The organism is Kitasatospora sp. NPDC004669 (assembly GCF_040609455.1).
Lineage (GTDB): Bacteria > Actinomycetota > Actinomycetes > Streptomycetales > Streptomycetaceae > Kitasatospora.
In genome coordinates this window covers 1-23,340 of sequence record NZ_JBEXKB010000069.1, presented here as the reverse complement: position 1 = coordinate 23,340, position 23,340 = coordinate 1, and the positions used below count along the sequence as shown (strand labels likewise).

General features: G+C 72.7%; 26 protein-coding genes. 16 read left to right on the top strand and 10 right to left on the bottom strand.

The window, feature by feature from the left end; all coding sequences use genetic code 11:
• Positions 1 to 165: 165 nt before the first annotated feature.
• The 4 genes from ABZW30_RS37730 to ABZW30_RS37715 all read left to right on the top strand — a co-directional run bounded on the left by ABZW30_RS37730 (position 166) and on the right by ABZW30_RS37715 (position 2,942).
• On the top strand, positions 166 to 375 hold the full coding sequence (locus ABZW30_RS37730) for a helix-turn-helix domain-containing protein (protein ID WP_148644250.1): 210 nt from the start codon (positions 166 to 168) through the stop codon (positions 373 to 375).
• A gap of 191 nt (positions 376 to 566) precedes the next feature.
• Positions 567 to 665 (top strand): AURKAIP1/COX24 domain-containing protein, encoded by a 99-nt coding sequence (locus ABZW30_RS37725; RefSeq protein WP_003948845.1) that lies wholly within the window; start codon positions 567 to 569, stop codon positions 663 to 665.
• A gap of 152 nt (positions 666 to 817) precedes the next feature.
• Positions 818 to 1,927, top strand: a complete 1,110-nt coding sequence (locus tag ABZW30_RS37720) for an NAD-dependent epimerase/dehydratase family protein (protein WP_355675797.1) — start codon at positions 818 to 820, stop codon at positions 1,925 to 1,927.
• Between the two features lie 7 nt (positions 1,928 to 1,934).
• On the top strand, positions 1,935 to 2,942 hold the full coding sequence (locus ABZW30_RS37715; protein ID WP_355675796.1) for a lysophospholipid acyltransferase family protein: 1,008 nt from the start codon (positions 1,935 to 1,937) through the stop codon (positions 2,940 to 2,942).
• Positions 2,943 to 3,038: 96 nt separating this feature from the next.
• Here the strand turns inward: ABZW30_RS37715 and ABZW30_RS37710 are convergent, their stop codons facing one another.
• From ABZW30_RS37710 to ABZW30_RS37700, 3 genes are all read right to left on the bottom strand, one after another.
• Entirely contained in the window at positions 3,039 to 4,358 is a 1,320-nt protein-coding gene (locus ABZW30_RS37710; RefSeq protein ID WP_355675795.1) for a DUF5667 domain-containing protein, read from the bottom strand.
• 270 nt (positions 4,359 to 4,628) lie between these two features.
• Positions 4,629 to 5,402: an ECF subfamily RNA polymerase sigma factor, BldN family gene (locus ABZW30_RS37705; protein WP_355675814.1), complete on the bottom strand. Its 774-nt coding sequence runs from the start codon at positions 5,400 to 5,402 to the stop codon at positions 4,629 to 4,631.
• 596 nt (positions 5,403 to 5,998) lie between these two features.
• On the bottom strand, positions 5,999 to 7,003 hold the full coding sequence (locus ABZW30_RS37700; protein WP_355675794.1) for an HAD-IB family hydrolase: 1,005 nt from the start codon (positions 7,001 to 7,003) through the stop codon (positions 5,999 to 6,001).
• A gap of 95 nt (positions 7,004 to 7,098) precedes the next feature.
• Here ABZW30_RS37700 and ABZW30_RS37695 point away from each other — a divergent pair, with 95 nt between their 5' ends.
• The 7 genes from ABZW30_RS37695 to hemB all read left to right on the top strand — a co-directional run bounded on the left by ABZW30_RS37695 (position 7,099) and on the right by hemB (position 14,515).
• The gene (locus ABZW30_RS37695; protein WP_355675793.1) at positions 7,099 to 7,374 is read left to right on the top strand and encodes a glutaredoxin family protein; all 276 of its coding nucleotides are present in this window, start codon (positions 7,099 to 7,101) and stop codon (positions 7,372 to 7,374) included.
• 152 nt (positions 7,375 to 7,526) lie between these two features.
• Positions 7,527 to 8,378 carry a 3'-5' exonuclease gene (locus ABZW30_RS37690; protein ID WP_355675792.1) on the top strand — a complete coding sequence of 284 codons (852 nt, stop codon included), beginning with the start codon at positions 7,527 to 7,529 and terminating at the stop codon, positions 8,376 to 8,378.
• A 107-nt stretch (positions 8,379 to 8,485) separates the two neighbouring features.
• Positions 8,486 to 9,385 (top strand): redox-sensing transcriptional repressor Rex, encoded by a 900-nt coding sequence (locus ABZW30_RS37685; protein ID WP_355675813.1) that lies wholly within the window; start codon positions 8,486 to 8,488, stop codon positions 9,383 to 9,385.
• Between the two features lie 25 nt (positions 9,386 to 9,410).
• Positions 9,411 to 10,751, top strand: coding sequence for a glutamyl-tRNA reductase (locus ABZW30_RS37680; protein WP_355675791.1), 1,341 nt, complete (start codon positions 9,411 to 9,413; stop codon positions 10,749 to 10,751).
• Positions 10,752 to 10,792: 41 nt separating this feature from the next.
• Positions 10,793 to 11,815: a hydroxymethylbilane synthase gene (gene hemC / locus ABZW30_RS37675; protein WP_355675790.1), complete on the top strand. Its 1,023-nt coding sequence runs from the start codon at positions 10,793 to 10,795 to the stop codon at positions 11,813 to 11,815.
• A complete protein-coding gene (locus ABZW30_RS37670) occupies positions 11,812 to 13,458 on the top strand; it encodes a uroporphyrinogen-III synthase (protein WP_355675789.1) in 1,647 nt (548 codons plus the stop codon). Before hemC ends, ABZW30_RS37670 begins: the two co-directional genes overlap by 4 nt.
• A 73-nt stretch (positions 13,459 to 13,531) precedes the next feature.
• Positions 13,532 to 14,515 carry a porphobilinogen synthase gene (hemB, locus tag ABZW30_RS37665; protein WP_355675788.1) on the top strand — a complete coding sequence of 328 codons (984 nt, stop codon included), beginning with the start codon at positions 13,532 to 13,534 and terminating at the stop codon, positions 14,513 to 14,515.
• 62 nt (positions 14,516 to 14,577) lie between these two features.
• Here hemB and ABZW30_RS37660 read toward each other — a convergent pair whose 3' ends face one another.
• From ABZW30_RS37660 to ABZW30_RS37650, 3 genes are all read right to left on the bottom strand, one after another.
• A complete protein-coding gene (locus tag ABZW30_RS37660) occupies positions 14,578 to 14,844 on the bottom strand; it encodes a hypothetical protein (RefSeq protein WP_355675787.1) in 267 nt (88 codons plus the stop codon).
• Between the two features lie 211 nt (positions 14,845 to 15,055).
• A complete protein-coding gene (locus ABZW30_RS37655) occupies positions 15,056 to 15,400 on the bottom strand; it encodes a rodlet layer protein (protein ID WP_355675786.1) in 345 nt (114 codons plus the stop codon).
• An 82-nt stretch (positions 15,401 to 15,482) separates the two neighbouring features.
• Complete coding sequence (locus ABZW30_RS37650; protein ID WP_355675785.1) at positions 15,483 to 15,827, bottom strand: rodlet layer protein; 345 nt, start codon at positions 15,825 to 15,827, stop codon at positions 15,483 to 15,485.
• A 301-nt stretch (positions 15,828 to 16,128) separates the two neighbouring features.
• Here ABZW30_RS37650 and ABZW30_RS37645 point away from each other — a divergent pair, with 301 nt between their 5' ends.
• Positions 16,129 to 16,836, top strand: a complete 708-nt coding sequence (locus ABZW30_RS37645) for a hypothetical protein (protein WP_355675784.1) — start codon at positions 16,129 to 16,131, stop codon at positions 16,834 to 16,836.
• Positions 16,837 to 16,905: 69 nt separating this feature from the next.
• On the opposite strand, the gene ABZW30_RS37640 is transcribed toward ABZW30_RS37645, so the two are convergent.
• The 4 genes from ABZW30_RS37640 to ABZW30_RS37625 all read right to left on the bottom strand — a co-directional run bounded on the left by ABZW30_RS37640 (position 16,906) and on the right by ABZW30_RS37625 (position 18,463).
• Complete coding sequence (locus ABZW30_RS37640; protein ID WP_355675783.1) at positions 16,906 to 17,286, bottom strand: hypothetical protein; 381 nt, start codon at positions 17,284 to 17,286, stop codon at positions 16,906 to 16,908.
• A 116-nt stretch (positions 17,287 to 17,402) separates the two neighbouring features.
• Positions 17,403 to 17,675 (bottom strand): chaplin, encoded by a 273-nt coding sequence (locus ABZW30_RS37635; protein ID WP_355675782.1) that lies wholly within the window; start codon positions 17,673 to 17,675, stop codon positions 17,403 to 17,405.
• Between the two features lie 109 nt (positions 17,676 to 17,784).
• Positions 17,785 to 18,027, bottom strand: a complete 243-nt coding sequence (locus ABZW30_RS37630; RefSeq protein ID WP_355675781.1) for a chaplin — start codon at positions 18,025 to 18,027, stop codon at positions 17,785 to 17,787.
• Positions 18,028 to 18,259: 232 nt separating this feature from the next.
• Positions 18,260 to 18,463, bottom strand: coding sequence for a hypothetical protein (locus ABZW30_RS37625; protein ID WP_355675780.1), 204 nt, complete (start codon positions 18,461 to 18,463; stop codon positions 18,260 to 18,262).
• A gap of 131 nt (positions 18,464 to 18,594) precedes the next feature.
• On the opposite strand from ABZW30_RS37625, the gene ABZW30_RS37620 reads away from it, so the two are divergent.
• The 4 genes from ABZW30_RS37620 to ABZW30_RS37605 all read left to right on the top strand — a co-directional run bounded on the left by ABZW30_RS37620 (position 18,595) and on the right by ABZW30_RS37605 (position 23,143).
• A complete protein-coding gene (locus ABZW30_RS37620) occupies positions 18,595 to 18,834 on the top strand; it encodes a chaplin (RefSeq protein ID WP_355675779.1) in 240 nt (79 codons plus the stop codon).
• A gap of 264 nt (positions 18,835 to 19,098) precedes the next feature.
• Entirely contained in the window at positions 19,099 to 20,775 is a 1,677-nt protein-coding gene (locus ABZW30_RS37615) for an RICIN domain-containing protein (RefSeq protein WP_355675778.1), read from the top strand.
• 529 nt (positions 20,776 to 21,304) lie between these two features.
• The gene (locus ABZW30_RS37610) at positions 21,305 to 22,588 is read left to right on the top strand and encodes a glycosyltransferase family 39 protein (protein WP_355675777.1); all 1,284 of its coding nucleotides are present in this window, start codon (positions 21,305 to 21,307) and stop codon (positions 22,586 to 22,588) included.
• Between the two features lie 63 nt (positions 22,589 to 22,651).
• Positions 22,652 to 23,143 (top strand): MarR family transcriptional regulator, encoded by a 492-nt coding sequence (locus tag ABZW30_RS37605; RefSeq protein WP_355675776.1) that lies wholly within the window; start codon positions 22,652 to 22,654, stop codon positions 23,141 to 23,143.
• Positions 23,144 to 23,340: the final 197 nt, after the last annotated feature.

The window sequence follows — 23,340 nt, the reverse complement described above, 5'->3', positions numbered from 1 at the left end:
AGTGGCTACGTACTGCAACGGTCCTATCTCTCACCGTACGAGGACTGCACTTCCCCTCTTCCCACTGGTACCACCCATAACTACTCTGGGGATACACGTGTGCCGGTGGAGTCACCGGAGGGGAAGCCGGTGCCTTGCACACGGGTTAAGGGTCGGGTGATGGTCATGAGTTCCGGCGAACGCCCCTTGCAGGAAGTCGTCTTCCTGACCGTGGCGGAGGTTGCCGCGGTCATGCGGGTGTCCAAGATGACCGTGTACCGGTTGGTGCACAGCGGAGAGCTGCCGGCCATCCGGGTCGGGCGGTCCTTCCGGGTGCCCCAGCAGGCGGTGCACGAGTACCTCAAGGAGTCCTACGTGCGGCTTGAGAGCGCGTAGCCCCAGGTCGGGCGGGGGCGGGTCCGCGGTTGTGGATCCGCCCCCGTTCGCCCCGGATTTCCCGCGAGTTTCCCGGTTGCCGGGAGCGCGATTTACAGCCCCGGCCACGCGGACGGTAGGCTAGGCCCTCACGTCAGTCGTATGGACTCCGTCTCTCACGGACGAGAGTCTCAGTGAGCGAGGGTTGTTCCGTGGGCTCTGTCATCAAGAAGCGTCGCAAGCGTATGGCCAAGAAGAAGCACCGCAAGCTTCTCAAGCGCACTCGCGTTCAGCGTCGCAACAAGAAGTAAGCGCCCCCGGCCGCGCCCAGCGCGCCCAGCGCTTCCACCGCCCGCCCAGGCCCCCCGTGGCCCCGGCGGGCGGTGTCGTTTTCACGGCCCGGTACGGCGGCGCGGTACGGTGCACGCAGGCCGCTCGGGCCGAGGGAATGGGGTGCAGCACCGTGGGCGTCGTCGTGCTCGTCACCGGCGTGGCACGCCATCTCGGCGCCCGCTTCGTCGCCGAGGTCCGCCGCAGCCCCGGTGTGGACCTGGTCGTCGGCGTGGACGTGCAGCCGCCGCGGCAGCCGGCCGAGGAGCCGGCCGGTCCGGCCGCGCCGTACACCTTCCACCAGCTCGACCTGCGCCGCCCCGCGGTCTCCCGGGTGATCGCCGAGTACCGGGTGGACACCGTGGTGCACCTGAGCGTCAGCGCCACCGGTCTGGGCTCCACCAACCGCTCCGCGGTGAAGGAGTCCAACGTCATCGGCACCATGCAGCTGCTCGGCGCCTGCCAGAAGGCCCCCGGGGTGCGCCGGCTGGTGGTGAAGTCCACCACCGGCGTCTACGGCTCCGCGCCCCGCGACCCGGCGGTGTTCAGCGAACGGATCCAGCCGAAGGATCCGCCCGGCGGCGGCTTCGCCAAGGACGCGGCCGAGGTCGAGGGCTATGTGCGCGGCTTCGCCCGGCGCCGCCCGGACGTCGCGGTGACGGTGCTGCGCTTCGCCAACATCGTCGGCCCCAACCCCGATACCCCGCTCAGCGAGTACTTCGCGCTGCCCGTGCTGCCGACCGTGCTCGGCTACGACCCCCGCCTGCAGTTCGTGCACGAGGACGACGCGGTCGCGGTGCTCTGCCGGGCCGCCGACGAGCCCGCACCGGGGACCGTCAACACCGGCACCTTCAACGTGGCCGGCGAGGGCGTCCTGCTGCTCTCCCAGTGCGCCCGCCGGCTCGGCCGCCCCACCCTGCCGCTGCTGCTGCCCGCGGTCAGCTGGATGGCCGCGCTGGCCCGGCGGACCCGGCTGGTCGACGTCTCTCCCGAGCAACTGCGGCTGCTCACCCACGGCCGGGTGGTGGACACCACCCGGCTGCGGGAGACCTTCGGCTACCGCCCGGCGTTCAGCACCCCGGAGGCCTTCGCCGACTTCGCCGCCGCCCAGGGCCCGGGCCTGCTGCCGCCCGAGCGGCTGGCCGCTGTCACCGACCGGCTGACCGGGCTGCTCGGTCAGGAGGGGGCCGTCCCCGCCGTGCCGAACGCCGTACCGAACCGCCCCCGCCGACCGAGGAGCTGAAGCCGCCATGAGTGCCGCCGCCGACAACGTGCCGGGCGAGGCCAAGGTCATCCCGATCGAGTCCGCCCCCAGCTATACGTCCCCCGAGGTTCCCGGGCTGGCCGACCGGCTCGCGGGGGCCGTCGGCGGGGCGCTGTCCGGGCAGCTCGGCCCGGCGGCCACCCGGCTGTTCGGCAAGGGCTGGGAGGGCCGGGCCACCGAGGGGCTGGCCTTCCTGCGCCGCCGGATCACCGGCGACTACGAGGTGGACGAGTTCGGCTTCGACCGGGAGCTCACCGAGGAGGTGCTGCTCTCGCTGCTGCGCCCGCTGGCCGAGAAGTACTTCCGGATCGACGTCCAGGGGATCGAGAACATCCCGGCCGAGGGCGGCGCGCTGATCGTCGCCAACCACTCCGGGACGATCCCGCTGGACGCTCTGATGACCCAGGTGGTCATCCACGACCACCACCCGCACCGCCGACACCTGCGGATGCTCGCCGCCGACCTGGTCTTCGTCCTGCCCGGCATCAACGAGCTGGCCCGCAAGGCCGGCCACACCCTGGCCTGCAACGAGGACGCCCAGACGCTGCTGGAACGTGGCGAGGTCGTCGGGGTCTGGCCGGAGGGCTTCAAGGGCATCGGCAAGCCGTTCGCCGAGCGCTACAAGCTCCAGCGCTTCGGCCGCGGCGGCTTCGTCTCCTCGGCGCTGCGGGCCGGGGTGCCGATCGTGCCGTGCTCGATCGTCGGGGCGGAGGAGACCTACCCGATGATCGGCAACGTGAAGACGCTGGCCCGGCTGCTGGGCCTGCCGTACGTGCCGATCACGCCGACCTTCCCCTGGCTGGGGCCGCTCGGGATGCTGCCGCTGCCGACCAAGTGGACGATCCGGTTCGGCGAGCCGATCGCCACCGACGGGTACCCGGCGGAGGCGGCGGACGACCCGATGCTGGTGTTCGACCTGGCCGACGAGGTGCGCGAGACCATCCAGCACACCCTCTACCAGCTGCTGGTGCAGCGGCGTTCGGTGTTCTTCTGACGGGGCTCTTCCGACGGTCCGCAGTCCCCTCTGACGGTTCGCACGGCGAGGGCCCCCGGCGGGGTGCGTTCCGCCGGGGGCCCTCGCCCGTATCGGTCAGCTGCCGCCGAGGATCCGCAGGCCGGGCAGCAGGCCCGGGACCAGCGGGGGCACGTCCACGCCCTGCTGCGGGGCGCCGGGCACGGAGCTGGGCGTGCCGGGCACCTGCGGGGCCTGCGGCGGGGCCACGTCGGCGCTCGGCGAGGGCTTGCCGGCGCCGCCGGTGAGCCCGTTGGTGAGGTCGCCGACCAGCCCGTTGACCGCGTCCGGGGCGCTGGTGGGCAGGGTGCTCGGCAGGCCGCCGCCCTTGGCACCGCCGCCGGCGGAGGAGCCGGTGCCGGGGTTGGCCGGGGCGTGCGCGGTGCTGCCGGGGCGGCTGCCGCCGTTGCCCGCGCCGGTGCCGCCCTGGGACTGCTCGGAGCCGGGCGCGGCACCGGCGCCGTTCGCGGCGGAGCCGACCGGAGAGCCGCCGGTGGGGGAGGACGAGTCGTCGCCCGCTCCGGTGCCGGCCGGGCCACCGCTCTTGGCGGGCGGCTGGGCCAGGCGCAGGGGCGCGACGTCCTCGCTTATGTCGTCGAAGAGCTGGTTCACCAGGTGCGCCTGCTCGGTGAGTTGGACCGGAAGTCGACCCTGCAGCTCGCTCCAGCGGCCGTCCTCGTCGTGGGCGAAGCCGGCCAGCGCGCGCATCGGGTCGAGTGAGCCGTTGCTGCGGTAGACCGAGCGCAGCAGCTCACGGCCCTTGAGGGCGTCGGCGTGCATGTCGTCCAGCGCCCGGCGGACCCGGTCGACGGTGGACGGGCTGAGCGCGCCGACCGGATCGCCGTGGCCGACCAGAGCGTTGGCCTCGCCGAGCCGGGTGGCGGCGTTGTCGAGCAGCAGCGCGCCGCGCTCCGAGTCGGAGTCCGCGAGGCCGAGCCGCAGCCCTTCGAGGCCGCGCTTCATCCCGTACAGCGTGTCCCCGGGGAGGGCGTTGGAGCTCGCGGCGGCGGCCCCGGCCAGGCTGCCGACGGCGAGCCCGGCGACGAGTCCGCCGATCGCGAAGCGGCGGCTCCACCGACCGCGCGGGGCCGTTCGGGCGCCCCGGCGCCGGCGCTGCCGGGGCACCGTGGCGCCCGGTCCGCCTGCGAAGGCCTGCTCGAACGCGGCCATCAGTTGGGCGCGTTGGACCGTCCTGACCTCCTGGTCCAGCGTCGGCCGGGCCACCTCCTCCAGCGCGTCGGCCAGGCCGATCAGTTCGGCCATCCCGACCGAACCGGCTTCGGTGGCAGCGGTGTTGGCCGATTCAGCGTTGGCCGCGCGGCGTTGCTCCGCCTGGTGGGCCTCCAGCGCCTCGGCGAAGGCCTTCGCCCGCCGGTGCTCCAGCACGTTTGCCGTCACGGGCCACACCTCCCTTCGTCGTTGTCGACACCCCGGCCAGCCGGACGGTTGCCCCGGCGAGCCAAAGCCACTCCATCGGGTGACAGGTCGCAATTCGGCTTGACCGTGCGCCTGGTGGGGGCTTGCATGCTGGCCAACGAGCGGTGCGGGCGGTCGGTTACGCACGGCTGATCATCGGATCGACCGTTCACCCGGACGTGTCGATCGGGCGCACATGGTGACGGCCGACCGGGCCGTCCCCGGGCTATCGCCCCTTCGGTCACCGCCGCCTCACCGCGCGTCGGGCGGGAGCAGTCGGGCCAGGGTGCGGACGGCGCGGTACTGGAGGGTCTTGATCGCGCCCTCGTTCTTGCCCATGATCCGCGCGGTCTCGGCCACCGAGAGGCCTTGGAGGAAGCGCAGCGTCACGCACTCCTGCTGCTGCGGGTTGAGCCGGCGCACCGCGTCCAGCAGGGCGGCGTTGGAGAGCGACTCCAGCACCGACTCCTCCGGACTGCGCTCGCACTCGTTGGAGTCGAGCATCTCGCCGGTGGTGACCTCCAGCCGGAACCGGCTGGACTTGAAGTGGTCGGCGACCAGGTTGCGGGCGATGGTGACCAGCCAGGCGCCGAAGTCCCGGCCCTGCCAGGTGAAGGTGCCGATCCGGCGCAGCGCGCGCAGGAACGTCTCACTGGTGAGGTCCTCGGCGGTGGCCCGGCTGCCGACCCGGTAGTAGATGTAGCGGTAGACGGTGTCCGCGTAGTGGTCGTAGAGCCGGCCGAAGGCCTCGCTCTCGCCGGCCTGGGCCCGCTCGACCAGCTCCATGATCGGGTTGTGCTCGGTCTCGTAGCCGGGGCTCGGCGCCGTGCGGGCGCGGCCGCGGCCGACGCCGGTGGTGCCGGTGCGACCGCGCGAGCCGGTGCCGGCCGAGCCGGCGGCGGTGGTGCGCAGCGCCACCCCGGGGCCGTGCTGGTGGCCGAACGGACCGCCGGCGGGCACGAGTCGGGGCGAGGTGGTGAGCTGGCCGCGGAGCAGACTGCGCAGCAGGTCCAGGCCGGTGGAGATCTGCCGTTCGGCGGTCGGACGGCCGCGGAGGCCGGTGTGGGGGCGCAGGGGCGCGGACGACGGGCGGGAGGGTGCAGGCGCGTCGTTCCGGACGGGTGGGTACACGGGACTCCCAGAGGCAGAACTGTGGACGGATCACCTCCGCCTGCGCGGAGAGCACGCCCCCTGACGTCCGTTCGAGCGGGACGCAGGGGTGACGTACATCCAGGAGAGAATAACGCTTTGTGCAATGACAGCTACACCGTGTGGTTGAAGTGGTCGTTTGGGATCCATTTGTTGCGCATATCCGGCTGACACTGACCGGAGATGTCATCGTTCATCCGGCTCAACGTGACCGTTCGGGCGCTCAGGGTGACCAATTCGGCGGCCGTGCGGGCGGTTTCCCAGCCTCGGGGCTCGGCAATCCCTGACTTTCCCGGCTTGACGAACGATCAGAACCGGTCACCGGGTGGCAGATTTGCGCAACTGGTCTGGACAGCCCTGCGGGGCGCGGGAGTTAGCTCGTACGAGGGGCCAGGTCAGGGGCCTGGTTGACGTCCGCTCACCCGCCCGGGGGAGGTCCGGGGAGGGGTGTTCACGGCCGCACGGAAGGGGGTTCAGCCGCGCCGACGGCGGCGCTGCAGTGCCACCCCGGCCGCCGTCGCGCCGGCCAGTACCCCGACCGCGGCCGCCGCCGGCAGCCCCACCCGGGCCGCCTTGCGTCCGGTCCGGAAGTCCCGCACCCGCCAGCCCTGCGCCCGGGCATGGCGCCGCAGCGCGCCGTCCGGGTTCACCACGTACGGGTGGCCGACCAGCGAGAGCATCGGGATGTCGTTGGCCGAGTCGCTGTACGCGGCGCAGCGGTCGAGGTCGAGGCGCTCGCGCCGGGCCAGCGCACGCACCGCGGCGGCCTTGGCCGGGCCGTGCAGCAGGTCGCCGACCAGTCGGCCGGTGTAGGCGCCGTCCCGGGCCTCGGCGACGGTGCCGAGCGCGCCGGTCATGCCGAGCCGCCGGGCGATGATCCGGGCCACCTCCAGCGGGGCGGCGGTGACCAGCCAGACCCGCTGGCCGGCGTCCAGGTGCATCTGGACCAGGGCGCGGGTGCCGGGCCAGATCTTGTCGGTGACGACCTGCTCGAAGATCTCCTCGCAGATCGCCTCCAGGTCGGCGGTGGGCTTTCCGGCGACGATGCCGAGGGCGGTGTTGCGGGCGTCCGAGATGTGGTCCGGGTCCTCCGTGCCGTGCAGCCGGAAGAGGGCCTGCTGCCAGGCGAAGCGGGCGATGTCGCGGCGGGTGAGGAAGCCGCGGCGGTAGAGGCCGACGCCGAGGTAGAAGATCGCGGCGCCGCGCAGGATGGTGTTGTCGCAGTCGAAGAAGGCGGCGGCGCGGGGGTCGTCCCGGTCGGGGGTGTGGTTCTCTGCCGGGGCCTTGGGCGCCTTCCCGGGCCGGCTCGGCGCCGGGCCGGTCGTGGCGGGCGCGGCGGCCGGCGGGGCGGCCGCGGGGAGGGTCTGCGGTTCGGCGCGCAGCGCGGCCTCGGCCGCCGCGGCCGCGGCCTCGCCCGCCAGGGCGCTCCGCGCGGTGGTGGAGCGCCTCGCCTGGGTGAGCCTTCGGAGCACGGCCATGTCACCGAGCATAGCCAGCCGGGCGGGGAGCGGCCGTGACGACGCCGTGCCCACACGGTGAACAGCTGCCCGTCGCCGGGCCCCACAATGGCGGGGTGAGCCCACTGCTGCGACGTAAGAGCCCCCAGCCCGCGGACCGTACCGTGACCCTGGTCGGCAAGCCCGGCTGCCACCTGTGCGACGAGGCCCGGGAGGTGATCGTCCGGGTGACGGCGGAGCTGGGCGCGACCTTCGAGGAGAAGGACATCACCCAGGACGAGGAGCTGTACCGGCGCTACTGGGAGCAGATCCCGGTCACCCTGATCGACGGCCGCCAGCACGACTTCTGGCGGGTCGACGAGCGCCGTCTGCGCACCGCCCTCGGCGCCTGAGCGACCCGCGGCCTCCCCCGCCGACCGGCGGGGGAGGTTCGCCGAATCGTTGCCAAAGACACTCCGTTTCGGCTTGAGGAGGGGCGCCGTGGTCGGCTTACGATCGAACGCGTTTGCGCCCATGGGGGGCTGAGCACACGAGGAGTGCCGCCATGCTTCCCGGCCCGACCCCTGGGACGCCCCGAGCCCTGACGGGCCCCAGGGGCTTCGCGGTGGTGGACGTGGAGGCGACCGGCCGCAGCCCGTGGCGGCACCGGGTGGTCGAGATCGCGGTGGTGCTGCTGAACGAGCGGCTCTGCCCCGAGGGCGAGTTCGCCACCCTGCTGGACCCGCTGGGCCCGGTCGGCCCGACCCATGTGCACCGAATACGCCAGACCGACGTCGAGGGTGCCCCGCGCTTCCGGGAGATCGCCCCGAGGCTGCTGGAGCTGTTGGCCGGCCGGGTGCTGGTCGGCCATCACGTCAGCTGCGACCACGCCTTCCTGGACCGTGAGTTCGCCCGGATCGGGGTGCCGCTGCCGCCCGTCCCGCTGCTGTGCACCATGCAGCTGGCCCGCGAGCACCTGCCGGAGGCCCGCAGCCACGGCCTGGCGGCCTGTGTGGAGGCGGCGGGCCTGGGCTGGTACCCGGCGCACACCGCGCTGGGCGATGCCCGGGTGACCGCCGAGCTGCTGCGGCACTGCGTGGGCGCCCCGTCCTGCCCGCCGGACGACTGGGCCGGCCCGCTGCAGGAGGCCGCCCGGGTGCCCTGGCCGCGACTGGGGTGGGCGCGGTGCCGGTCGTCCGGCGCGCCCGTCCCGTTGGTCCGCCGCGAGGCGCTGTACGGCCCGCGGCTTCCCGATGACCGGTCCTCGGAGGTCGTGCTGACCCAGGCCGGTGCTGTGACTCCTCCCCCGCGCGAGCGCGGGGGCCTCCCACTCGGACCGGTCGACCCCCATGACGGCCAAGCCCTGACCGCTGTCGGACGGCAGGCCACCGGCGCTACTGCCGGGTCGACGGCGTGATGCGTGTCACTGTGCCGGGACAAATCGGACACCATCTTTGTGCACACGTTCACAAACGCATAGCCTGGCTGCCAAAGCCCAGCTTCACCCACAGGAGCACCGTGGCAATCGGCCGATCACCACAGAGCAGTTCGCAGACGCCTGACCAGGGCGCCGCGCGCCGACCCTCGCGTGCCCGGGGCATCCCGGAGGCGACCGTCGCCCGCCTGCCCCTCTACCTGCGGGCCCTCACCGCGCTCTCCGAGCGCTCGGTGCCGACCGTCTCCTCCGAGGAGTTGGCCGCCGCGGCCGGAGTGAACTCGGCCAAGCTGCGCAAGGACTTCTCCTACCTCGGCTCCTACGGCACCCGCGGCGTCGGCTACGACGTCGAGTACCTCGTCTACCAGATCTCCCGCGAGCTCGGTCTGACCCAGGACTGGCCGGTCGTCATCGTCGGCATCGGGAACCTCGGGCACGCCCTCGCCAACTACGGAGGTTTCGCCTCCCGCGGCTTCCGGGTCGCCGCCTTGTTGGACGCCGACCCGAACGTGGTCGGTTCCACCGCGGCCGGACTGCCGGTGCGCCACATGGACGAGCTCGAGTCGATCGTCGAGAGCCAGCACGTCTCGATCGGCGTGATCACCACCCCGCCCGGCGCCGCCCAGCAGGTCTGCGACCGGCTGGTGGAGGCCGGCGTCACCAGCATCCTCAACTTCGCCCCGACCGTGCTGACCGTCCCGGACGGCGTGGACGTGCGCAAGGTGGACCTCTCCATCGAGCTGCAGATCCTGGCCTTCCACGAGCAGCGCAAGGCGGGCGAGGAGCCGGACCGCACCGAGTCGGTGCTCGACCGTGCCCCCGGACCGGTCCGGGCGGCGGCCGCCAAGCTGCGCCGCGCGGCCGGCGGCGGCAGCGGCAAGGGCCGCGGCTCCGACGAGGCGGGCGGCAAGGACCAGGCCGAGCAGTCGGCCAAGGGCAAGTCCGCCAAGGGCGGCGAGGGCGAGCTGTCCGCGGTGATGCCCGCATGAACACCGAGAGCTGTGGGGGGCGGGCATGAGTCTTCTCGTCGTCGGACTGAGCCACCGGACGGCACCGGTCGGCGTGCTGGAGCGTGCCGCGCTGACCGGTGAGGTCCCGACCCGACTGCTGCACGACGCGGCCGCCTCCTCGACCGTCGCCGAGGCCGCGCTGCTCAACACCTGCAACCGGATCGAGCTGTACGCGGACGTGGACAAGTTCCACGCCGGCGTCGCCGAGCTGTCGCTGCTGCTGGCCCACCACAGCGGGGTGGACCTGGAGGAGCTGACCTCCCACCTGTACGTCCACTACGAGGACCGCGCCGTCCACCACCTGTTCTCGGTGGCCTGCGGCCTGGACTCGATGGTCGTCGGCGAGGGCCAGATCCTCGGCCAGCTGCGCGACGCGCTGGCCAAGTCCCAGGACGAGCACACCGCCGGGCGCGGCCTGAACGAGCTGTTCCAGCAGGCCCTGCGGGTCGGCAAGCGGGCGCACAGCGAGACCGGCATCGACAAGGCCGGCCAGTCGCTGGTCACCTTCGGCCTGGAGCAGGTCGCGGCGGGCGCGGGCGAGATCGCCGGCAAGCGCGCGCTGGTGGTCGGCGCCGGCTCGATGAGCTCCCTGGCCGCGGCCACCCTGGTCCGCTCCGGCGTCACCGACCTGCTGATCGCCAACCGGACCCCGGCCCGGGCCGAGCGCCTGGTCGAGATCCTCGGCCCGGACGTGGCCCGCACCCTCGACCTCGCGAAGGTGCCGCAGGCGCTCGCCGACGTCGACCTGGTGATCTCCTGCACCGGCGCGGCCGGCGTGGTGATCAAGGCCGAGGACGTGGCCGCCGCGGTCGCCAGTCGCGCGGTCACTGAACCGCTCGCCCTGCTCGACCTCGCCATGCCGCGCGACGTCGACCACGCGGTGCACGAGCTCGCCGGCGCCCTGCTGGTCGACCTGGAGAGCCTCTCCCACGCGCACGCCGCCAGCCCCGGCGCCGGCGACGTCGACCAGGTCACCCGGATCGTCGCCGACGAGGTGACCGCCTTCGGTGCCGCCCAGCGGGCCGCCCGGATCGCGCCCACCGTGGTCGCGCTGCGGGCGATGGCCTCCGACGTGGTCGCCGCCGAGCTGGGCCGGCTGGACTCCCGGCTGCCCGACCTGGACGAGCGCTCCCGCGCCGAGATCACCCAGACCGTCCGTCGCGTCGTCGACAAGCTGCTGCACGCCCCGACCGTCCGGGTGAAGCAGTTGGCCGCCGAGCCCGGCGGCGCCTCCTACGCGGACGCCCTGCGCGAGCTGTTCGACCTCGACCCGGCGGCCGTGCACGCCGTGTCGGGCACGCCCGTCGGCGGCCGGCCCCAGCCCTCGGGCGGGGGCGCCAGATGAACCGTCAGCCATCCCACGAGTACCACCGGGACGATCACCTCATGAATGGTCAACCGCTCACCGAGCAGGCCCCGGGAGCCCCCGCCCTGCGGCTCGGCACCCGGCGCAGCGCGCTCGCCATGGCCCAGTCGGGCATGGTCGCCCGCGAGGTGACCAGGCTCACCGGGCGCCCCGTCGAGCTGGTCGAGATCACCACCTACGGCGACACCTCCCGGGAGGCACTCGCGCAGATCGGCGGCACCGGCGTGTTCGTCTCCGCACTGCGGGACGCGCTGCTGGAGGGCCGGATCGACTTCGCCGTGCACTCGCTCAAGGACCTGCCCACCGCCTCGCCCGAGGGCCTGGTGCTGGCCGCCGTCCCCGAGCGCGAGGACGTCCGGGACGCCCTGGTCGCGGCCGAGGGCCTGAACCTGGACGAGCTGGTGGAGAAGCTGGCCGGAGCCGGCCGCCCGGCCCGGATCGGCACCGGCTCGCCGCGCCGGATGGCCCAGCTGAACGCCTGGGCGGTCGCCCGAGGCGCCCAGCTGGAGACCGTCGCGATCCGCGGCAACGTGGACACCCGGATCGGCTACGTGACCGGCGGCGAGCTGGACGCGGTCGTGCTGGCCACGGCCGGCCTCAACCGGCTCGGCCGCGGCGCCGAGATCTCCCAGCACCTCGACCCCGAGCTGATGATCCCGGCCCCCGGCCAGGGCGCGCTCGCGATCGAGTGCACCACCGCGGCTGTGCTTCCTGACGGGGGCTCGCTGACCGCCGCGCTCGCCCTGCTGGACCACGCCCCCACCAGGGTCGCCGTGGCAGCCGAGCGCGCCCTGCTGGCCACCCTGGAGGCCGGCTGCTCGGCCCCGGTGGCCGCACTGGCCACCTGGGGCCGGGAGAACGAACTGCAGTTGGACGGTGTGGTCGGCAACCCCGACGGCACCGCCCTGCTGAAGATGTCCGCCAACGGTCCGATCGTCCTCGACGAGACCGCCGAGCAGCAGGCGCGGGCCCTCGGCCACGCCCTGGCCGCCCGGCTGCTCGACGCGGGCGCGGCCGCCCTGATGGGGGAGCGAGCCCGATGAGCCCCACCGCCGCCACCGACGCCCTGTTCCCGGCAGGCCAGCCCTTTGGACGGTGCACCTTCCTGGGCGCGGGCCCCGGGGACCCGGGCCTGCTGACCCTGCGCGCGGTCGAGGTGCTGTCCTCGGCCGACATCCTGGTGGCCGACCCGCTGACCGCGGCGGCCGTGCGCACCCACTGCCCGTCCGGTGTGCAGGTGCACACCCCGGGCGCCGAGGGCGCCGAGTTCGACCTGACCAAGCTGGTCGCCGAGGCCGTCCGGTCCGGCAAGCACGTGGTCCGCACCGTCGACGGCGACCCGGGCCTGGACGGCTGCGCCGCCGAGGAGATGCTCAGTTGCGCGGGCGACGGGATCCCCTTCGAGGTGATCCCGGGTGTCGCCCAGTCGGTCGGCGTCCCGGCCTACGCGGGAGTCCCGCTGCGCGGCGCGGCCGGCGCCGACGTCCGCTTCGTGGACGGCGCCCAGCTGCTGTCCGGCGGCCCGGTCGACCTGGGCGCGCCGGAGACCACCCTCGTGGTGCGCACCACCCTGGGCCAGCTGCCGGCCACCGCCAACGCCCTGGTCTCCAACGGCCGCAAGCCGGAGTCGGCGCTGAGCGCCACCCTCTCCGGCACCACCACCCGCCAGCGCACCTTCACCTCCACGCTGTCCGCCATCGCGGCCGACCTGAAGGCCGCCCGGGTGCTGCCCTCGCCGGTCTCCGCCCCGGTGGACCCGGCCACCTCGGTGATAGCCGTGGTGGGCGAGCAGGTCGCCCACCGGGCCTCGCACTCGTGGTTCGAGACCAAGCCGCTGTTCGGCTGGAACGTGCTCGTGCCGCGCACCAAGGAGCAGGCCCACGGCCTGTCCGAGCAACTGCGCTCGTACGGCGCGGTGCCGCAGGAGGTGCCGACCATCGCGGTCGAGCCGCCGCGCACCCCGCAGCAGATGGAGCGGGCCATCAAGGGCCTGGTCACCGGCCGCTACGAGTGGATCGCCTTCACCTCGGTGAACGCCGTCCGCGCCGTCCGGGAGAAGTTCGAGGAGTACGGCCTGGACGCCCGCGCGTTCGCCGGGATCAAGGTCGCGGCGGTCGGTGAGACCACCGCACAGGCCCTGGTGGACTTCGGCGTGAAGCCGGACCTGGTGCCCTCCGGCGAGCAGTCCGCGGCCGGGCTGCTGGAGGACTGGCCGCCGTACGACCCGGTGTTCGACCCGATCGACCGGGTGCTGCTGCCGCGCGCCGACATCGCCACCGAGACCCTGGTGGCCGGCCTGGTCGAGCTCGGCTGGGAGGTCGACGACGTGACGGCGTACCGGACGGTGCGCGCCTCGCCGCCGCCGGCCGAGACCCGCGAGGCGATCAAGGGCGGTGGCTTCGACGCGGTGCTGTTCACCTCGTCCTCGACCGTCCGGAACCTGGTCGGCATCGCCGGCAAGCCGCACAACGTCACGGTCATCGCCTGCATCGGCCCGGCCACCGCCAAGACCGCCGAGGAGCACGGCCTGCGGGTCGACGTGATGGCCCCGGCGCCGTCGGCGGCCGCGCTGGCCCAGGCGCTGGCAGACTTCGGGGCCAAGCGCCGCGACACCGCGACGGCCGCGGGCGAGCCGGTCTACCGGCCCAGCGAGCGCCGTCCGGGTTCGCGCCGCAAGGCCCGCTGAGGCCCCCAACCAGTGTGCCGGGGGCGGAAGTCCACCGCCCCCGGCACGGCACAACCGTTCGGAGAGAGAAGCCGTGTCCGCTGAATTCCCGTACGTTCGCCCCCGCCGGCTGCGCCAGAGCCCGGCGATGCGCCGCCTGGTCGCCGAGACCCGGCTGCACCCGGCGGAGCTGATCCTGCCGCTGTTCGTCCGCGAGGGCGTCAGCGAGCCCGTCCCGGTCAGCTCGATGCCGGGCGTGGTCCAGCACACCCGGGACACCCTGCGCAAGGCCGTGGTGGAGGCCGCCGAGGCGGGCCTGGGCGGCGTCATGCTGTTCGGCGTCCCGGCCGTGCAGGACGCGATCGGCAGCGAGGGCACCAACCCGGACGGCATCCTCCAGCAGGCCACCCGGGACGTGGTCTCCGAGGTCGGCGACTCCCTGGTGGTCATGTCCGACCTCTGCCTGGACGAGTACACCGACCACGGCCACTGCGGCGTGCTGGCCGCCGACGGCAGCGTGGACAACGACGCCACCCTGGAGCGCTACGCCGAGATGGCCCGGGTGCAGGCCGACGCAGGCGTCCACCTGGTCGGCCCGTCCGGCATGATGGACGGTCAGATCGCCGTCGTCCGGCGGGCGTTGGACGAGGCCGGGCATCAGGACACGGGCATCCTCGCCTACACCGCCAAGTACGCCTCGGCCTTCTACGGCCCGTTCCGCGAGGCGGTCGGCTCCTCGCTCAAGGGCGACCGCAAGACCTACCAGCAGGACCCGGCCAACGCCCGCGAGGCGCTGCGCGAGCTGGAGCAGGACCTCGCCGAGGGCGCCGACATGGTGATGGTCAAGCCCGCCATGGCCTACCTGGACATCCTGCGCCAGGTCGCCGACGCCTCCCCGGTGCCGGTCTCCGCGTACCAGGTGTCCGGCGAGTACGCGATGGTCGAGGCGGCCGCCGCCAACGGCTGGATCGACCGGGAGCGGATGATCATGGAGACGCTCACCTCGATCCGCCGGGCCGGCGCCGAGCAGATCCTGACGTACTGGGCGGCCGAGGCCGCCGTGCTGCTCAAGCGGTAGGCACCTCACGGCAGGCGGAAGGCCGGGCCGCTCCCGTGGGGGCGGCCCGGCCTTCCGGTTCACTACTTCCAGCCGTCGATGTGGGCGAAGCCCGCACCGCCGCCGACCAGGTCGGTGGAGGTGGCGGCGCCACCGCCGAAGCCGCCGGCGACGACGTCGGAGGTGTGGGCGACGCCGAAGGCCTTGCCGGCCACGAACGGCTCGTCGGCCGTGGCGGCGATGGCGCCGCCGCCCTCCAGGCCGACGTGGGCGAACGCCGGAGTGGCGGCACCGGCGAGCGCCAGCGCGGCGGTGGCGGTCAGGGCGGCCTTGGCCAGCTTGCTCTTCATGGATCTGCCCTCTCTGTGGGAGCGCCCCCGCGGGCGCTCTGGCTCTGACTCGTGATCACATCCCGTCCGTCCGGCCCGACGCCCCACGCGTCGAGCCGGACGGACGGTCACCCGGCCGAGCGGTGAGCCCGGCCGGACTCCTCGTCCCGCAAGCCCGGAGGGCCCGGGGAGACCTTCCTCCCCGGGCCCTCCGTCCGTGCCATGCCCTTGATCAGCCGATCACGTGCGAGATGCCCGCGTCGCCCGAGGACTGGGTGTTCTGGCCGACGTTGCAGATCTGCTTCGGGGTGCTGTTCAGGATCGGCACCTCGATCGGAACCGCGGCACCGGCGAGGGTGACGGCGATGTTGTGGATCTCCGGCAGGCAGACGTTCGGGTTGTCCAGGGTGTGGAAGTTCGGGCTGCCGTTGCCGTGGGTGCCGGTCTGGTTGGTCCCGCCGTTGCCCTGGACCGTGGTGGCGGCGCCGTCCGAGTCGGCGATGGCGGAAGCCGAGCCGGCGGACATCGCGAGGGCGGCGGCGGCCAGGCCGGCGGCGGCGAGGGACTTCTTGATCATTTCTGGCTTTCCTCTCGGGGGTGAATCGGGGAGCGATTCGAAGGGTGGTTCAGGGGGTTCTGCGGGGTGGCTCTAGGAGCGGTTAGCCGACCAGGTGGGACACGCCGGCGTCGCCGTGGCTCTGGGTGCCCTGGCCCTGGGTGCAGTACTGCCTGCCGCCGCTGTTGGCGATCGGGATCTCGACCGGGATGGCCAGGCCGGCCCCGGTCACGGCGATGTTGTGGATCTCGGGCAGGCAGATGTTCGCGTTGTCCAGGAAGTGGAAGTTCGGGCTGTTGTTCCCGACGGTGCCGGTGAAGTTGGTGCCGCCGTTGCCCTCGATGGAGGCGGCGGCGCCGTCCGCGTCACCGATGGCCGAGGCGGGCGCGGCGGCGGCGGCCAGCGCGGCGACGGCCAGGCCGACGGCGGCGAAGGACTTCTGGATCATGGGGAGATCCCTCTCTGAAATGCTCTTGGTTTCCGTGCGTACAACGCGTAGAACGCTCAGACCCGGTCTGCAGTCACTGACGTCCAGAACAAAGAATGACGGCACGGAAGGTTACGGGCATTTTTGAAAAGAGTCCCGGAGGCGCGTCCACGGGTGGTTTTCTGTCGGATTATTAGGCCGAATTGGTTAACCGCCGCAATCCGCATTCCCGGTCGCTCGTTGGCAGATTGCTTTCCGGCTGCGCCCCGCAGCCGCACCCCACAAGAGATCTCCAGTACGGACAGGCAGAACGGTGAAAAGCATGAAGTTCTCCAAGCGGGCCGGCACGATGCTGCTGGCGGTCGGTGCGGGCATGCTCGCCTCCCAGGGACCGGCCTTTGCCGCCCCGGTCGGCCCCGACCAGGTCGGGGCGCTGGAGGACAGGCTGGCCACCCAGCAGGTCCCGGCCGACGTGCCGCTCGCCCCGCTGGGCAGCCACCTCACGGCGGGTGTCCCGACCTCGCTGCTCATGCCGCCGGTGTCCGGCCGGACCACCGACAACGGGCTGATTCCGGACCACCTGGTGCCCCAGCTGGCCACCGGCAAGGTCGGCCCGAGCGCCAAGGCCCAGCTGCCGCTTCCGCTGGTCGACCAGGGCGCCGACCTCGGCGAGGTGCTGCTGGAGGCCCCGGCCGCGCCGTTGCAGGCCAAGACCCCCGGCCTGGACGTCGGCAAGCCGCTGGCCCTGGTCCACAACGGCACCGGCCAGCTCGCCGACGGCCGGCTCAAGGTGGGAGAGGTGGACCCGCACCTGGTGCCCGGCGCCGTGCAGACCGTCCCCGGGGCCACCGCCAGCCTCGGCGGCGACGAGAGCCGGCTCTCCGTCACGGACGAGGTGAACGACCTGGCCGACACCACCACCGCGACCGCCACCGGCGTCCTGCGGCAGACGGACCTGGCCGACACCACCACCGCGACCGTCACCGGTCTGGGGCAGCAGTCGGGGCTGGCCGGGCTGACCCGGCTCTGAGCTCCGGCGCCGGACACGGCGGAGCCCGGCACCCCGTTCGCCGTCAGGGATGCCGGGCTCCGCTGCGATTCAGCCCGGCAGGGCGCCGGTCAGCCCGCCGACCAGCGGGAGGTCCTTGACGCCGCCGCCCGCGCTCAGCGGGCCGGTCAGCGTGCCGGTGCCGACCGGGGCCAGGCCCTGGTCCGGCTGGACGGTCGCGCCGTTGTTGAGCACGTCGGCCGAGGAGTTGGCCCACGGGTCCAGACGCAGGCTCTTGATCGGCGCGACGCCGTGGCCGAGGCCGGTCGTCGTCCCGTTCAGCGCCTGCCTGATATCGGTCTTGGCCAGCGAGGCCGGGCCCGCCGCGGGCGTCTGGCCCGAGGTGGTGGCGGCCTGCGCCGAACCGGTGCCGAGCAGCACCGCCGCGCCCACGGCGGCGGCCAGGCCCGCACCGCTCTTCATCGAAACCATACGGATCACCCTTCGGTGGATCGGGGTTCCCCGGGACGGCCCGCCCGGGGATGCCGAACTGCCCCCCGGCCGGCGGGTCGGGGGGCAGTTCGGCCGGAACACGTGCCGATCGCGGATCAGCAGTCGTCCGCGGGCTTCGGGTGGTGCACCTCTACGTTGGCGCACTTGTTGCCGAAGGCCGGGTTCAGCAGGCCGGCGGCGCCGAGGGTGTTGCCGCACAGGTTGATCGGGATGTCCACCGGCATCTGGACCTGGTTGCCGGAGACGAAACCGGGGGAGCCGGCGGCCACGCCCTGGGCGCCCGAGTTGGCGGCGGCGGAGCCCGCCGCGCCCAGCACCAGGCCGGCAGCGGCGGCGGAGAGGACAGCGACCTTCTTCACGTTCTGCATGGGGGTTGATCTCCTCGATCACACGCGGGTGGAGCGTTCCGCGCCCCGGCGCTGCGGAGCGCGGCACGGGCTCGGTGAGTCGGCGGTCGCCGGAGCGGCGACCGCCGGGTCAGCCGAGGTTGGCGCACTTGTTGCCGAAGGCCGGGTTCAGCGCCCCGGTGGCGCCGAAGGTGTTGCCGCACAGGTTGATCGGGATGTGCACCGGGAGCTGGATCTGGTTGCCGGAGAGCACGCCGGGAGAGCCGGCGGCCACGCCCTCGGCGCCTGAGCTGGCGAACGCGCCACCGGCGGCGCCGAGCACCAGGCCGGTGGTGGCCAGCGACAGGGCGGCGGCCTTCTTGAGGTTGCGCATGATTCTCCTCCGAGTTTCTGCCCGACGGAACGGAAATGTCGGGAGCCGGGCGAGCGGGAATGCCGGCCCGATGGCTTCAGGGATTGCCGTGATTGTCACTCCGACGGCGCACACCGGCGTGTTCCGCCCATGGCTCGGGCGTCGACGCAGCCGCCGCGTCGTTCCAGCGCCCCGCGAACAACTCCCGCACGGCCGGGAACGGTTCGGGCGAGGCGCGACCAGGAATTCCCGGTCAGGCGCTCAGGCGGTGTCGCCGGACGCCGGATTCCGGGGGGCCCGCCACGTCGACCGACTCGCCGGTGGCCTCGGTGCCGACGAGGCCGTGGGCGAGCTGCGCATGGGCGGTACTCGATTCGTTGAGCAGGGCCGGGTGGATCGTCTTCGCCAGGGAGAACGAGGCGGTGCGCGGGGGGAAACGGTCCGGCCCGCCGATCACCCGAATGCCGGTCAGTGGCCCCGTTGCTCCAGGCGGGTGACTGTGTGCACGCCGTCGCAACCGGTCCGGACGGGTGTCGTTCTAGATGTCGCACTCCCCGTGCATCTCTGTTGAACAGTCAGGAGGCTCGCATGAGCATCAAGAAGACCGCCGCCGTCGGCGCGGCCGTGGTGGGCATCGTGGCCGCCGGCGCCGGCACCGCCATGGCCAGCTCCGGCGCCGAGGGCGTCGCCGCCGGTTCCCCCGGTGTCATTTCGGGCAACCAGGTCCAGATCCCGGTGCACATTCCGCTCAACCTGTGCGGCAACACCGTCGACGCCGCCGGTCTGCTGAACCCGGCGTTCGGCAACCACTGCGCCAACGTGGGCTGAATCCACACCCGGTTCGGCCGGTGAGAGCCGCCGTTCCGCGCTTCCCTCCTGGGGCGCGGAACGGCGGCTCTCTTCCCGTCCGTGCGGCTGTCGCGGCTGTCGCCGCTGTCGCCGCGTCAATTCGTGGTGATGTCACGAGTCTTGTTGCACTACTTGTCAGTACCTAGAATGTGAGACCTGCTCACCTTTCCTGCTCCTCTCTTGCTCCGCGCCGCTCGGCGCCCCCGGCCGGGCGGCTCCCCACCCCCCCGCAAGGAGTCGCGTGTGATCAGGTTCCGCATCCCAGCGGCGCGGCGGACGCGAACGGGCGCTTCCCGGCCCGCGGCGCTGCTCGCCACCGGCGTCCTCGTCGCCGCCCTCGGCCTGGCCGGCGCCCCCGTCGCCCTCGCCGACACCGCTCCGGCCCCGGCGCCCGACGCCGTCCGCCCGGCCGCCGTCGTCGCCCTCGGCGACAGCGCCATCTCCGGGGAGGGCGCCGGCACCGACACCAACGACGGCTACTTCCCGGAGACCGACAGCCCTACCAACTACTGCCACCGGCACCCCAAGTCGGAGATCTTCGTGACCGACATCCCCGGGGTGACCCCGATCGACCTCGCCTGCTCCGGCGCCCAGACCGGCGACCTGGTGAGCGACCCCGAGCTGGCCAAGATCACCGGCTCGGGCAGCGGCGACTTCGGCGAGCCCAAACAGGACGTCAAACTCGCCGACGTGGCGGGCAAGTACGACGTCAAGCTGGTCGTCGTCACGATCGGCGCCAATGACGACTTCGACTTCAGTGGCATCATGATGCACTGCCTCGCGCAGTACTTCCCGATCCCCAAGGACCAGGGCTGCCGGGACACCATCGGCAGCGACGAGATCCGCCAGCGGGCCAAGCGGGTCCAGCCCAAGGTCGTGGCCGCGCTGCAGAACATCCGGCAGACCATGCGCAAGGCCGGCTACGCCGACTCCTCGTACCAACTGGTGTACCAGTCGTACTTCAACCCGATCACCCCGGACATCCGGCGCAACGACTACCTCGGAAAGATCGCCGACGGCTGTCCGGCCTTCCCGGAGGACCTCGCCTGGGGCCACAACTGGGTGGTGCCGACGTTCAGCGACGCGCTCCGCGGGGCGGCCGAACAGGTGCCCGGCGTGCGGTACCTGGACCAGCGGCGGGTCGCCTTCGGGCACGAGGTGTGCGCGGAGTGGACCAGCTCCCCGTACGAGTACAGCAACGGGGACGTCATCAACCTCTCCGAGTGGGCGCGCAACGGCTGCGACTCGCAGATCGGCATCCCCGGGCTGTGCATGAACATGGTCCGCCAGTCGTACCACCTGCGGGTGGCCGGCTACCGCGGCGAGGGCGTCTGCCTCGGCCAGTTCTTCGCCCGCCCCGACCTCGCCCAGGCGTACTGCACCCTCAACCAGCAGAACACCACCTCGATCCAGCCGCTCACCCCGGGCAAGCCCTTCGGCGACGTCCCCGAGGACGGCTCCTGGTACCAGCTCACCAACGCGGCCACCGGCAACGCCCTCGACCTCTCCGGCGGCGGCACCTACGGCGACTCCACCGACGGGCGGGCCGCGATCAGCTACCCGGCCACCGGCGGGCTGAACCAGTCCTTCGTCCTGGAGGCCAAGGCCGGCGGCAGCTACGAGCTGGACTTCAGCGGCAACCGCGACATGTGCCTGGACGCCAACGCCGCGTCCACCGCCGTCGGCACCCGCATCCAGCAGTGGGGCTGCAACGGCGGCGCCAACCAGCACTGGGTCTTCAAACCGGCCGGCAACGGCGGCTACAAGATCGCCGACTCGGCCGACCCCGCCAAGGTCCTCTCCGCCGGCGCCACCCTCGACGCCAAGGGCAACCCCTGCATCGAGCTCGCCCAGGACACCGGCGCCCCCGCCCAACTCTGGCAGCTCACCAAGCTCGGCATCGTCTACGTCCACAGCTGACACCGGGCATGATGCGGTCCGCCGCCGCCCCACCGGGGCGGCGGCGGACCCGTGCTCCGGCAAGGGAGCTACGGGGGCGCCGGGCCCGGCGGGGCGTGCCGTAGGCTCACGGGAAAGCCGTTGCGCCGAAGCCGCACGGACCACAGACGCGGGAGTACCCAGAGCAGTTGACATCCTTCTCCGGCTGAAGCCGGAGGATTCCAACCCTCACAGGTCGGGCTTTCTGTTTCACGGCCGGTTGCCGACCTGGGGCTACCAGCAAAGGGACGGTGTGCCGCCCATCGGTCTTACATCAGTTCCACAGACCTGACTTCCCGCCAGCCCGGCGGTAGGCCGGTTCGGAACTTGGTCATCGCCCGTTCCGGCGTAGTCAGACTATCACGATGAGTGACTCCTCGGGGTCGGGTGCGACGCTCTGCCTTGTAAGCGGAACGCCGGTTCTGAACCTGCTCCACGGGAAGTCCGATACGCCCTCGCAAGCGGGCACCTCACCCCCGGCCAAAGCTGGGGGTTTCCTCGGAGGTATCAGATGAGCACGGCATCGAGCACCGCGTCGTCCAGCGCGGAGCCCGGCGCACCTACGACGCAGGAGACGGCGCAGCAGCCCGAGGAGGGGACGGGACGGGCACCCGGGCGGTTCGGGGAGCTGGTGGACCGCTTCGCGCCCGCGCTGGGCGCGTACGCGGTGGTCAAGGCGATCGGCCTGACCGTCTTCCTGATGCTGCTGGAGCACACCGGGGACTACCTGAAGAAGCAGGCCGGCCGGGGCGGCGGCACCCATGCGTGGGACGTGCTGGGCACCTGGGACGGCGTCTGGTACCAGCGGATCGCCGAGAACGGCTACGACCCGCAGCTGATCCCGCTGCACGGCTTCCCGCTGGCCACCTACTACGAGAACTCCGCCGCCTTCTTCCCGCTCTACCCCTGGCTGATGCGGCTGGTCGGCGCGGTCACCGGGCTCGGCCCGTACGGCTCCGGGATCGTGGTCTCGGTGCTCGCCTCGCTGGTCGCCGCGGCCGGGATCTTCGCGATCGCCGAGCGGCTCGGCGGGTTCCGGGCGGGTGTGATCGCCGCGGTGATCTGGGGCCTGTTCCCGGGCTCGGGCGTGGAGTGGGCGGTCTATTCGGACTCGCTGTTCGTCGCGCTGTCCGCCTGGGCCTGCTACTGCGTGATGACCCGCCGCTGGCTGGCCGCCGGCCTGATCGCCCTGGTGGCGGGCCTCAACCGGCCGACCGCCGCCGCGCTGATCGCCGCCGTCTCGATCGCCGCGCTGGTCGCGCTGATCCGCCGCACCGACGGGGTGGCCCGCCCGCTGACCGCGATGCTGATCACCCCGTGGGGTCTGATCGGCTACGTCGCCTGGGTCGGCTGGCGGATGGGCGACTGGGGCGGCTACTTCAAGCTCCAGCGCGGCGCCTGGAACCGCTACTTCGACTTCGGTGCCTCCACCGTCCGCACCATCATGGACGTGATCACCGGCCACTGGGACTTCTGGCAGTCCAATCCCGTGCCGGACCTGATCGCCATCGCCCTGCTGATCGCCCTGCCCGGCCTACTGGTGCTGCTCTGGCGGGTCCGTCCGCCGCTGGTCCTGTGGGTCTACACCGCACTGACCCTCTTCACCGCGCTGAGCAGCAACCAGATCTTCGGCAATATCTCCCGCTACCTGCTGCCGGCCTTCCCGCTGTTCATCGGCCTGGCGGTGGTGTTGCGCCGGGTGCGGACCTCCTCGCTGGTCGGGCTGTTCGCGATGCCGGTGATCGCGGCGGGCTGGTACGCGGGGTATGCGCTGTTCGAGTTGGGTATTCCGTAACCCCGGTGTTGGTTGGCAACGGGATCATCCGGCAGCAGACGGGCCGTTGCTAATCTCGGACGTATGACGACGACCCCGCCCGTGCGCCAGATCCGCGACATCTCCGGCCTGCTCGACCACGCGAGCCACGTGCTGGCGACCCGGATGGCGGCGGCCTTCACCGAGCTCGGGATCACCCCCCGCGCGTACTGCGTGCTGTTCCACGCGCAGGAGGCCGAGCGCACCCAGATCCAGCTGGCCGAGCTGGCGGACCTGGACAAGACCACCATGGTGGTCACCGTCGACGAGCTGGAGAAGGCGGGCCTGGCCGAGCGCCGCCCGTCCGCGACCGACCGCCGGGCCCGGATCATCTCGGTCACCGAGGACGGCGCCCGCGCCGTGGTGAAGGGCACCGCGATCGCCGACCGGGTGCACCGTGAACTCCTGGAGTCGCTGCCGCAGCCCGAGCAGGACATGTTCGTCTCCGCCCTCACCCGCCTGGTGGAGGGACACCTGGCCGAGCCGGTGGAGAGCGACCGCACCGTCCGCCGTGCCCGCCGCCCCCGGGGCCAGTGATCCCGGCACGCGGCCCGGTCGAGGTTCATCGGTAGGGGCCGCGGGGGTGGTGCGGCGGTCCCGGCGGCCGCACCGGATCGGTCAGGACGGGGCCTTGAGGCCGGTCAGTGTGCGGCCTTGAGCGGGAGGATGGCGCGGATGCGGAAGCCGCCGCCGGGGCGGGGGCCCACGTCGAGGCTTCCGCTGACCATGCCGAC

Excerpts from the sequence above, each read along its gene's own strand:
- ABZW30_RS37620 (WP_355675779.1), top strand. The coding sequence starts at position 18,595 with ATGAGCATCAAGAAGACCGCCGCCGTCGGCGCGGCCGTGGTGGGCATC.
- ABZW30_RS37715 (WP_355675796.1), top strand. The coding sequence starts at position 1,935 with ATGAGTGCCGCCGCCGACAACGTGCCGGGCGAGGCCAAGGTCATCCCG.
- ABZW30_RS37635 (WP_355675782.1), bottom strand. The coding sequence starts at position 17,675 with ATGCAGAACGTGAAGAAGGTCGCTGTCCTCTCCGCCGCCGCTGCCGGC.
- ABZW30_RS37630 (WP_355675781.1), bottom strand. The coding sequence starts at position 18,027 with ATGCGCAACCTCAAGAAGGCCGCCGCCCTGTCGCTGGCCACCACCGGC.
- ABZW30_RS37730 (WP_148644250.1), top strand. The coding sequence starts at position 166 with ATGAGTTCCGGCGAACGCCCCTTGCAGGAAGTCGTCTTCCTGACCGTG.
- ABZW30_RS37670 (WP_355675789.1), top strand. The coding sequence starts at position 11,812 with ATGAGCCCCACCGCCGCCACCGACGCCCTGTTCCCGGCAGGCCAGCCC.
- ABZW30_RS37700 (WP_355675794.1), bottom strand. The coding sequence starts at position 7,003 with ATGGCCGTGCTCCGAAGGCTCACCCAGGCGAGGCGCTCCACCACCGCG.
- ABZW30_RS37650 (WP_355675785.1), bottom strand. The coding sequence starts at position 15,827 with ATGATCCAGAAGTCCTTCGCCGCCGTCGGCCTGGCCGTCGCCGCGCTG.
- ABZW30_RS37610 (WP_355675777.1), top strand. The coding sequence starts at position 21,305 with ATGAGCACGGCATCGAGCACCGCGTCGTCCAGCGCGGAGCCCGGCGCA.
- ABZW30_RS37640 (WP_355675783.1), bottom strand. The coding sequence starts at position 17,286 with ATGGTTTCGATGAAGAGCGGTGCGGGCCTGGCCGCCGCCGTGGGCGCG.
- hemC (WP_355675790.1), top strand. The coding sequence starts at position 10,793 with ATGAATGGTCAACCGCTCACCGAGCAGGCCCCGGGAGCCCCCGCCCTG.
- ABZW30_RS37680 (WP_355675791.1), top strand. The coding sequence starts at position 9,411 with ATGAGTCTTCTCGTCGTCGGACTGAGCCACCGGACGGCACCGGTCGGC.
- ABZW30_RS37660 (WP_355675787.1), bottom strand. The coding sequence starts at position 14,844 with ATGAAGAGCAAGCTGGCCAAGGCCGCCCTGACCGCCACCGCCGCGCTG.
- ABZW30_RS37645 (WP_355675784.1), top strand. The coding sequence starts at position 16,129 with ATGAAGTTCTCCAAGCGGGCCGGCACGATGCTGCTGGCGGTCGGTGCG.
- ABZW30_RS37605 (WP_355675776.1), top strand. The coding sequence starts at position 22,652 with ATGACGACGACCCCGCCCGTGCGCCAGATCCGCGACATCTCCGGCCTG.
- ABZW30_RS37655 (WP_355675786.1), bottom strand. The coding sequence starts at position 15,400 with ATGATCAAGAAGTCCCTCGCCGCCGCCGGCCTGGCCGCCGCCGCCCTC.
- ABZW30_RS37690 (WP_355675792.1), top strand. The coding sequence starts at position 7,527 with ATGCTTCCCGGCCCGACCCCTGGGACGCCCCGAGCCCTGACGGGCCCC.